The following is a 10,017-nucleotide window of genomic DNA, read 5'->3' on the forward strand; positions in this document are numbered from 1 at the left end:
CTTCGTCCAGGGTCCGTCGCCTTGCCAAGGCAATGCGGTTCCATCTTCGCCATTGGGCATCAGTCAGCACGAATCGTTCCATCAAAAGCTTGAATCACGATCAAGCCCGAAGTGGAATCCTGAATATCAACAACCCCTAGACTAGAACACCTGGCGGAAGATGATGAACAGCACGAAGGCGAGCGTGATCGAGCACGGCAAGGTCAGCACCCAGGCAAGCAGCAGATTGCGCACCGTCGACCATTGCAGCCCAGAACCGTTGGCGGCCATCGTTCCGGCAACGCCCGACGACAGCACGTGCGTTGTCGACACCGGCAGCCCCAGCCGGTCGGCCATGCCGATGGTCACCATCGCGACAAGCTCTGCGGCGGCACCCTGACCATAGGTCAGATGGCTCTTGCCGATCTTCTCGCCGACCGTGACGACGATGCGCTTCCAGCCGACCATGGTGCCGAGGCCGAGCGCCAGGGCAACGGCGACCTTCACCCAGATCGGGATGAACTTCGTCGCCTTGTCGACGGCCTTGTGATAGTCGGTGACCGCTTTCAGATCGGCGGCCTCCATCGGTAGCAACTTCTTCTTGTCGATCAGCTTGAGTGCCTCGCCGATCAGGTAGATGTCGTTGCGGGCGTTGCTGACCAGATCGGTCGGCACGTTGTCGACAGTCGCATAGGGCTGCAGGCCCGCTGTTGTGTTGTGGATGTAGGTCTGCAGCGCGACCGTCGTCTGGTCGTTCCAGGTCCGGGTGCGCACGGCATCCTGGACGGCTGCCTTGGCGTCGGTGACGGTGATGCCCGGCTTGACATATTTGCCGAGCGCCTGTTCGACGCTGACGGAAGCTGACTTGTAGGCCTCGAGATAGTTGATGTCGGGCGTCCGGTTCAGCGCAAAGGCCGTCGGCACGACACCGATCAGGATCAGCATGATCAGGCCCATGCCTTTCTGTCCGTCATTGGAGCCGTGCGCGAAGCTGACGCCGGTGCAGGTGAAGATCAGCAGCCCGCGGATCCACCATGGCGGTGGCGTGTTGCCTTTCGGTGCTTCGTAGAGGGCCGGATTGCGAACGAGCAGCTTCATCGCATAGAGCAGGATCGCCGCGGCGAAGAAGCCGATGATCGGCGACACCAGCAAGGTGATGCCGACATTCGTCGCCTGCGACCAGTCGACACCGCTGGTGGCACTGCCGGCAGGCGCCATGAACTGGTTGGCGAGGCCGACGCCGATGATCGAGCCAACCATCGTGTGCGAGCTCGACGCCGGCAGGCCGAGGAACCAGGTGCCGAGGTTCCACAGGATCGCGGCAACGAGCAGTGCGAACACCATCGCAAAGCCAGAGGAAGAGCCGACCTGCAGGATCAGTTCGACCGGCAGCAGCGACAGGATGCCGAAAGCGACCGCACCGCTGGAGGTGAGAACCCCGAGGAAATTGAAGGCGCCCGACCACATGACCGCGAATTCGGCCGGCATGGAGCGTGTGTAGATGACCGTCGCCACCGCATTGGCGGTATCATGGAAGCCGTTGACGAACTCGAAGCCGAGCGCGATCAGCAAGGCAATGCCGAGCAGGATCCACGGCACGGTCTTGGCCTCTGCCAGATCCTGGCTGAGCGCATAGCCGACATAGACGACGCCGACGAGCACCAGCACGCCGAAGGCCGGCAGGAACCACTTCGCGCTACCCGAATTGTGCAGCGGATGATCCGGCCTCGGAATGCCCGCCTCACTAGAAACTATGTCCACCATGTCCCACTCCTATTGCATTGCAGCAAAGAACCGGGATGAACGCTATGTCCGCACAATGAACCCTGTGTGACGATATCGGACACAACTTCCGAGGATATTTCAGGCGAAAAGCCTCGCGGTAGACGCTGTCAGGCGCCGCGCGACCGCGTCTTCAGGATCGCCGAAAACCGCGGATCGAAGGCGCGGCTGATCGGCGCCGCGGCGGCACCGAGCGCGATCGACCAGGGATCGGTGGTGCCGAGCTGCAGACGCGGCAAATTCCGCGCCGGCCGATCGGCGATCGACGGCAGCAGCGGATGCATCGCCTCGACCAGCCGGCGGGCCAGCGCTTCCGGCGCTCCGCTGGTCAGGATGACAGTCTGGGGATCGAAGATCGTTTCGATGAGATGCACGCTCCAGCGCAGATCATGCGCTGCACCATCAATCCAGGCAATGATCTTGGGATCCTCGGCCGCGACCAGGCCGTCCATCTGTTGGTAGATGTCGTCGTCGGCCGGATTGAGGCCGAGATGCTGGTAAAGTGAGGCCAGCGACGCGCGATGTTCGAGCGGCGTCGAGCTGGGGCCGGCCGGCGACAGCAGCGCCATGCCGATCTCGCCGGCATTGCCATGGCCGCCGCTGTAGAGCTCGCCGTTCAGGATCAGTCCGGCGCCTATGCCGTAACCGACGTAGAGGCAGACCGCGTGATCGACGCCGTGCGCCGCGCCGACGATGCGCTCCGCCGTCGCGCACGCGGCGGCGTCGTTCTGCAAGCTGACATTCAGGCCTGTGCCTCTCGCCAGCGTGTCCAGAAGCGGAAATTTCTGCCAGGCCGGCATCATCCATTTATCGTCCGAATTCTTTAGCCCGAAAGGACCCGGCATAGCGACGCCGAGGCCGACAAGCCTCTCTTCGGATTGGGCGGACATCTGGGATAGCTCACGCCGGACGCCGCCGACCAGGCCAAGGATCACCTCGACGCCCTTCGATGGCTCATAGAACGGCAGGTTGGCCTCGGCTCGCGCCAGCACGCTGCCGACCAGGTCGACGGCGACCGCCCGCGTCAGGTGGCGATCGATCTGCAGCCCGATGGCGAAGGCGCCCTCGGGAACCAGCCTGTAAGGGGTCGAGGGCTGGCCCCTGCCCTTGCGCACCGCCTCGAGGGCAACGACCAGGCCGTCGCTTTCGAGATCCTCGATGATGTTGGAGACCGCCTGCTTGGTGAGTTGGGTCGCCCGCGCCAGGTCGGCGCGCGACAGGGCGCCATTGAGGCGCAGCGCCTCGATCATGACACGACGGTTGTGCGCGCTCGTGCCTTCCTGGTTGGTGCCGCTCTTGGCGCGGATCGGGCTGATATCGTCCACCGGCGTTTCCCTCTTGACTCCATTAGGATATTGATCGACTAATTAAGTCAAGCGAATTGACTTAATAGCAAACCGACCGCAGAAAAAGACGGCCAGGGCTTTGTGCCGGGCGCCGCCCACGGTCGGGGGACCATTGGGTCACGTGACATCAATCAGGGAAGGCAACGCATATATCGCCCGCCCGCCAACATCGGAAATGGGAGAAGAAGATGCTGAAATCGATCTGTAAGACACTCTTGGGCGCAGTCTTTGTCGGAGGATTACTCGTTCCTCATGCTTTCGCCGAAACGTCCATCAATGCGCTTTTCATGGCGCAGGCCGCCTACAGCGAGGCTGACGTACGCGCCATGACGGACGCCTTCACGAAGGCCAATCCCGACATCAAGGTCAATCTCGAATTCGTCCCCTATGAGGGACTGCACGACAAGACCGTGCTCGCGCAGGGCTCGGGCGGTGGATACGACGTCGTGCTGTTCGACGTCATCTGGCCGGCCGAATACGCCACCAACAAGGTGCTGGTCGATGAGTCGTCGAAGATCACCGACGACATGAAGAAGGGCGTGCTGCCCGGCGCCTGGACCACGGTCCTGTATGAAGGCAAGTACTACGGCATGCCGTGGATCCTCGACACCAAATACCTGTTCTACAACAAGGATATCCTGGAGAAGGCCGGCATCAAGGCGCCGCCGAAGACCTGGGAAGAACTCGGCGAACAGGCCAAGATCATCAAGGACAAGGGCTTGCTGAAGACACCGATCGCCTGGAGCTGGTCGCAGGCCGAGGCCGCGATCTGCGACTACGCCACGCTGGTCAGCGCCTATGGCGGCGACTTCCTCAAGGACGGCAAGCCGGACTTCCAGAATGGTCCCGGCGTCGCGGCGTTGAAATACATGGTCGACAGCTACAAGTCGGGCCTCACCAATCCCAATTCCAAGGAATTCCTGGAAGAGGACGTGCGCAAGGTCTTCGAAAACGGTGACGCCGCCTTCGCGCTGAACTGGACCTACATGTACAACATGGCCAACGATCCGAAGGACAGCAAGGTTGCGGGCAAGGTCGGCGTTGTGCCGGCGCCAGGCGTCAGTGGCACCAGCGAGGTGTCGGCCGTCAACGGCTCGATGGGCCTTGGCGTCACAGCGGTCTCCAAGCATCCGGACGAAGCCTGGAAATACATTGAATTCATGACCTCGCAGGCGACGCAAAACCAGTATGCCAAGCTCTCGCTGCCGATCTGGGCGTCGTCCTATGACGACCCGGCGGTGACCAAGGGCCAGGAAGAGCTGATCGCCGCCGCCAAGCTCGGCCTGGCCGCGATGTATCCGCGCCCGACCACGCCGAAGTACCAGGAACTGTCGACTGCCTTGCAGCAGGCGATCCAGGAATCGCTTCTCGGCCAGTCTTCGCCGGAAGACGCCTTGAAGACCGCCGCGCAAAACAGCGGCCTCTGAGCACTGTTGTCGTTCAACATGGGCGGCCTTGTGCCGCCCATGTTATGTCCAGATCAAAGATGAACGAAGAAAGGCTGCTCCGATGTCGGGCACCTGGATGACAACTCGTGCATGGCTGCTGATGCTGCCGCTGCTCGTGGTCATGGTCGCCGTCATCGGCTGGCCATTGGTCGATACCGTCGGGCTTTCCTTCACCGACGCAAAGCTCGTCGGCACGGGCGGCAATTTCGTCGGCTTCGACAATTATGCGAACATGCTGTCCAGCTCGAATTTTTCGCGCACGCTGGTCACCACGACCCTCTTCGCAGTGATTTCGGTCGCCGCCGAAATGGTGATCGGCGTTCTCGCAGCACTGCTGCTCAATCAGCAGTTTCATGGCCGCGCCATCCTGCGCGCCTTGATGATCCTGCCCTGGGCGCTGCCGACCGTGGTCAACGCCACGCTGTGGCGGCTGATCTACAATCCCGAATATGGCGCGCTCAACGCTGCCCTCACACAAATGCACCTCATCGATGCCTACCGTTCCTGGCTTGGCGAGCCGGGCACCGCGCTGGCGGCGCTGATCGTCGCCGACTGCTGGAAGAACTTTCCGCTGGTGGCGCTGATCGCGCTGGCCGCGCTGCAGGCGGTGCCGCGCGACATCACCGCCGCCTCGCTCGTCGACGGCGCCGGGGCTTTCAACCGCTTCCGCTTCGTCATCCTGCCCTATCTCGCCGGTCCGCTGATGGTGGCGCTGGTGCTGCGCACCATCGAGGCTTTCAAGGTCTTCGACATCATCTGGGTGATGACCCGCGGCGGCCCGGCCAACAGCACGCGCACGCTGTCGATCCTCGTCTACCAGGAGGCCTTCTCCTTCCAGCGCGCCGGATCCGGCGCGTCGCTGGCGCTGATCGTCACCTTGCTCGTCACCGTGCTGGCCGTCGCCTATGCGGCGCTGGTGCGCAAGACCGCCGGGAGTGCCGCCTGATGGAACGCCAGAGCCCTGCCTTCACCATCTTCATCCACGCCTGCGCTTTGCTGCTCGCAGCCGTCATCCTGGCGCCCCTCGCCTGGCTGTTCATCATGAGCATCTCGCCAGCCGCCGACCTTGCCGCCAAGCCGCTGCGCTGGTGGCCGGAAAGTGCTGACTTCTCGCGCTACGGGCAATTGCTGTCGACCGCCGAAAACAGCGCCGGCGCTGCCTTCACCTCCTCGCTGCGCAACAGCCTCGAGATTGCCGGCATGGCGACCATCGCGGCGCTCGCGCTAGCGATCCCGGCCGGCTGGGCCGTCTCGCGCACGCCATCGATCGGCTGGTCGCTGTCGATGGTCATCGCCACCTACATGCTGCCGCCGGTGGCGCTTGCCGTGCCGCTTTATATGGGCCTGTCGTATCTCGGCCTGCTCAACAATGTCTTCGGCCTAGCGCTGGTCTACCTGACCATTCTAGCGCCCTTCACCACCTGGCTGATGAAGTCGGGTTTCGACTCGATCCCGCGCGAAATCGAGGCGGCGGCAATGATCGACGGCGCCGGACTGTTCCAGACGCTGCGCATCATCACGCTGCCGCTGGCCGCACCGGTGATGGCGACATCGGCGCTGTTTGCCGTGCTGCTCGCCTGGGACGAATTCTTCTATGCGCTGCTGTTCACCTCGGACCAGCGCGCCAAGACCCTGACCGTCGCCATCGCCGATTTGGCCGGCGGCCGTGTTTCCGACTATGGATTGATCGCCACGGCCGGCGTGCTGGCAGCCTTGCCGCCGGTGCTGATCGGCCTGGTCATGCAGCGGGCGCTGATCTCGGGCCTGACCAGCGGCGGTGTGAAAGGATGACGATGACCACTGGCAAGAGCCGCCCCGCCGGGCTCATGGCGATCGACCGCGAGATGGCGCGCCAGCATGCCGATGCGATCGCGTCGTTCGAACACAACGCGGCCATTGCGGCAAAGGTCGCTGCCTCGATCCGGCAGAGCGGGCGCCTGTTGCTGCTCGGCATGGGCGGCTCGCATGCCGTCGGCCGCGCCGTCGAGCCGCTCTACCGCGCGCTTGGCATCGATGCGCTGGCACTGCCGCTTTCCGAGCAACTCGGCCAACCATTGCCACTGGCCGGCAGGACGGTGCTCGTCACCTCGCAGTCCGGTGAGAGCGCGGAGGTCGTCAGATGGTTCTCAGAGGCTGGCAGCACCGCCGATGTTTTCGGCCTGACGCTTGAAGGCGCTTCGTTCCTGGCTCGCACCGTGCCTTGCCTGGTCGGCGCCGGCGGCACCGAACTGGCGTTTGCCGCAACCCGCAGCCTGACCGTGACCTTCGCTTTGCATCTGGCGATCCTCGCCGCACTCGGCGAGGATCCGAGTGCCGCGCTTGGCGCCCTGGATCAGCCACAAGACAATGACATAACGTTGGCGCTCGCAGCACTGGCTGGAGTGACGGCCATCGTCACCTCGGGTCGGCGGTTGCAAGGTCTCGCCGAAGCGCTCGCACTTGGCCTTACCGAACTGTCGCGCCTGCCGTGCTTTTCGCTCGAGGGCGGCCAGTTGCGTCACGGGCCGATGGAAATGCTCGGCCCGCACGTCGGCGTCATCCTGTTTCGCGGCAACGACCCGACATCGGATCTGGTGACCGCCATGGCCATGTCCGTGGTCGAGGCCGGCGCACCGCTCGTCGTCTTCGATTCGTCCGGGCAAACGCCTGTCGCAGGAGCCGTGACGCCTTCCTTCAAACCGGCTTCCGGTATGGCCGCGATCTTCGCCATGCTGCCTCCAGCGCAACGCCTGATGGTCGCTTTCGCCGATGCCCGCGTCGACAATGCCGGCACGCCGGTTCGCTCGACCAAGATCACCAGGAGCGAGTGATGCGTCCGCTTGCGGTGATCGGCAACGTCAATGTCGACCTGATTGTCGGTCCGGTAGCGCCGTGGCCTGTCGCCGGAACGGAAACCGTCGTCGACCACGACGAATTGCGCGTCGGCGGCCAGGCCGGCAACAGCGCGCTGGCCTGGGAGGCGCTGGGCGTCGATTTCGCCGTTGCCGCCAATGTCGGCGACGACCAGTTCGGCCGTTGGCTTCGCGAGGCATTTGGCCGCCGCGCCGAGAAATGGCCGGTCCGCCCTGAAGGCACGACGCTGTCCGTCGGCATGACCCACCCGGACGGCGAGCGGACCTTCTTCACCACACGCGGACATCTGCCGCGCTTCGGCCTCGGCGATGTGTTTTCCGTGCTCGACGGCAGGGCGCTCTCGGGCGGCTACGCGCTGTTGTGCGGCTCTTTCCTGACCGACGATCTCACACGCCATTACGACGCGTTTTTTGACTGGGCGGACAGCAACGGCATTGCCGTCGCGCTCGACACCGGCTGGCCGATCGATGGCTGGACCGAGGCCAATTGCACGGCCACCCGCGCATGGCTGTCGCGCTGCGAACTGGCGCTGTTCAACGAGGTCGAGACCGTGACCCTGGCCGGAATGCAGAGCCCTGTGGAGGCAGCCCGCGCGATCCGGTCGAGCATGAGGGAAGGCGCGACCTTCGTCGTCAAGCGCGGCCCGCTGGGCGCCATCGCCATCGGCCCGGACGGCGCACTTGTCGAAGCCGTCGCGCCCGATGTCCGGGTGGTCGACACGATCGGCGCCGGCGATGTCTTCAACGCCGCCTTCCTCGCCGCACTGGCGCAGGAGCAGCCGCTGTCGGCCTGTCTCTCCGCCGCGACGCATGTGGCGTCGCGCGCGATTTCCACCTTGCCCCGCAACTATGGTGGGCCGATGCAGTTCAGGGAATCCACACATGAGCGCGCTTGAAATCCGCGACATCCGCAAGAGCTACGGCAGTGTCGAGACGCTGAAAGGCATCGACATCGCGCTGCAGAGCGGCGAATTCCTGGTGCTGCTCGGCTCCTCGGGCTGCGGAAAATCGACGCTGCTCAACATCATCGCCGGGCTGGCCGAGGCGACCAGCGGCGATGTGCTGATCGGCGGTCGCTCGATCCTTGGCGTTCATCCCAAGAACCGCGATATCGCCATGGTCTTCCAGTCCTATGCGCTCTATCCGAACCTGACTGTTCACCGCAACATCGGCTTCGGATTGGAGATGCGCGGGGTTGACGCGGAAGAGCGCGACAGGGCGGTACACGAAGCGGCGAAGCTGCTGCAGATAGAGACCTTGCTCGACCGCAAGCCGAGCCAGCTTTCTGGCGGCCAGCGCCAGCGCGTCGCCATTGGCCGGGCGCTGGTGCGCAAGCCGCAGGTCTTCCTGTTCGACGAGCCGCTGTCCAATCTCGACGCCAAGCTGCGCCTGGAAATGCGCACCGAACTGAAGCGCCTGCACCAGATGCTGCAGACCACGATCGTCTATGTCACCCATGACCAGATCGAGGCAATGACGCTGGCGACCCGCATCGCGGTGATGCGCGACGGCCGGATCGAGCAACTCGGCACGCCCGAAGATATCTACGACCAGCCGGCGACACTCTATGTCGCGGGCTTTGTCGGCGCACCGTCGATGAACATGCTGCAAGCGGTCGTCGCCGACGGAAAGCTGGCCATTGCCGATACCAACGTGCGGATACCCGTGCCTGCGCGCCATCGAAACTCGGCCCGCGACGGCGCACGGGTCGTCGTCGGCATCAGGCCCGAAGCGCTTCGTGTGGCGACCGGTGCTGCGACGGACTTGTCATTGCCCATGGAGATCGAGGTCGTCGAACTGACCGGACCCGAACTGGTCACCACGGCCCGCATCGGTGCACAGCGGCTGACGGCTTGCTTGCCGCCACGGACCCGGCTTGCCAAGGGCCAAGCATGCAGCTTCGCCTTCGACGAGACAGCGCTTCGCTTGTTTGACCCGGCATCCGGCAAGGCCTTCCTGGATCAGCCCTGATCGATATCCTCGAGGGTATGCGGCGATCCCGCAATCTCAAGTAGGGACGCCACCAGCAACTGTCGCTCGTCTTTCGAAAGGACATCCGCATCGAAGAGGCTCATGCTGCGCAGCCCTTCTATGGCCAGGTAGCAGACCAGCAGCGACTTCAGATCCGGCGTCTCGCCCTTCAGCCGCTCGAAAAGCTGCCGCTTGAACGTCTTTATCGGCGTCATGAAGTCGGGATCCTCGGCGATCGCCGAAAAGATCCAGGATGCCGATGGCTGCTTCTCCTCGCAATCGTTTGCCGACAGCGTGATGTAGACGGCGAGTGGGTTTTTGCCTTTGTCGGCGCTGTTGGCGGATTCGAGCGCTTGCCCGAAGTCACGCAAATAGCCCTCGACCAGTCCCTGCATCAACTTGGCCTTGGTCGGGAAATTGTAGAGCAACCCGCCCTTCGATACGCCGGCACGGCTTGCTACCGCCTCCAGCGACAGGCTGCCGGGCCCGGATTCTCGTGCGACGTCCGCCGCCGCAGCAAGAATCTTCTCGCGCGAATTCGATCTTGGAGCTTTCATGGCCCCTCCCATGGCAAGCTTAGGCCCAATTGACAAGACCGTCCAGACGGTACAGTAAGACCGCCGTTATTTGAAATCGGGA

General features: G+C 63.7%; 9 protein-coding genes. 6 read left to right on the forward strand and 3 right to left on the reverse strand.

Annotated elements, in window-relative coordinates; translation table 11 throughout:
* Positions 1–141 precede the first annotated feature (141 nt).
* Both AC07FD_RS18495 and AC07FD_RS18500 read right to left on the reverse strand, forming a co-directional pair.
* Positions 142–1,743 carry an inorganic phosphate transporter gene (locus AC07FD_RS18495; protein WP_478351022.1) on the reverse strand — a complete coding sequence of 534 codons (1,602 nt, stop codon included), beginning with the start codon at positions 1,741–1,743 and terminating at the stop codon, positions 142–144.
* Positions 1,744–1,871: 128 nt separating this feature from the next.
* Complete coding sequence (locus AC07FD_RS18500; protein WP_478351023.1) at positions 1,872–3,086, reverse strand: ROK family protein; 1,215 nt, start codon at positions 3,084–3,086, stop codon at positions 1,872–1,874.
* A 209-nt stretch (positions 3,087–3,295) separates the two neighbouring features.
* Between AC07FD_RS18500 and AC07FD_RS18505 the strand changes: the two genes are divergently transcribed.
* The 6 genes from AC07FD_RS18505 (at position 3,296) to AC07FD_RS18530 (ending at position 9,378) form a co-directional block, all read left to right on the forward strand.
* Entirely contained in the window at positions 3,296–4,534 is a 1,239-nt protein-coding gene (locus tag AC07FD_RS18505) for an extracellular solute-binding protein (protein ID WP_478351024.1), read from the forward strand.
* Positions 4,535–4,616: 82 nt separating this feature from the next.
* A complete protein-coding gene (locus AC07FD_RS18510) occupies positions 4,617–5,501 on the forward strand; it encodes a carbohydrate ABC transporter permease (protein ID WP_477417350.1) in 885 nt (294 codons plus the stop codon).
* Complete coding sequence (locus tag AC07FD_RS18515; protein WP_478351025.1) at positions 5,501–6,346, forward strand: carbohydrate ABC transporter permease; 846 nt, start codon at positions 5,501–5,503, stop codon at positions 6,344–6,346. Before AC07FD_RS18510 ends, AC07FD_RS18515 begins: the two co-directional genes overlap by 1 nt.
* Positions 6,343–7,365: an SIS domain-containing protein gene (locus AC07FD_RS18520; RefSeq protein ID WP_478351026.1), complete on the forward strand. Its 1,023-nt coding sequence runs from the start codon at positions 6,343–6,345 to the stop codon at positions 7,363–7,365. Before AC07FD_RS18515 ends, AC07FD_RS18520 begins: the two co-directional genes overlap by 4 nt.
* Positions 7,365–8,303, forward strand: coding sequence for a PfkB family carbohydrate kinase (locus tag AC07FD_RS18525; RefSeq protein ID WP_478351027.1), 939 nt, complete (start codon positions 7,365–7,367; stop codon positions 8,301–8,303). Before AC07FD_RS18520 ends, AC07FD_RS18525 begins: the two co-directional genes overlap by 1 nt.
* The gene (locus AC07FD_RS18530) at positions 8,290–9,378 is read left to right on the forward strand and encodes an ABC transporter ATP-binding protein (protein WP_478351028.1); all 1,089 of its coding nucleotides are present in this window, start codon (positions 8,290–8,292) and stop codon (positions 9,376–9,378) included. Before AC07FD_RS18525 ends, AC07FD_RS18530 begins: the two co-directional genes overlap by 14 nt.
* Here AC07FD_RS18530 and AC07FD_RS18535 read toward each other — a convergent pair.
* Complete coding sequence (locus tag AC07FD_RS18535) at positions 9,369–9,935, reverse strand: TetR/AcrR family transcriptional regulator (protein ID WP_478351029.1); 567 nt, start codon at positions 9,933–9,935, stop codon at positions 9,369–9,371. The two genes, AC07FD_RS18530 and AC07FD_RS18535, sit on opposite strands and share 10 nt — an antisense overlap.
* Positions 9,936–10,017: the final 82 nt, after the last annotated feature.

The organism is Mesorhizobium waitakense, assembly GCF_056431085.1.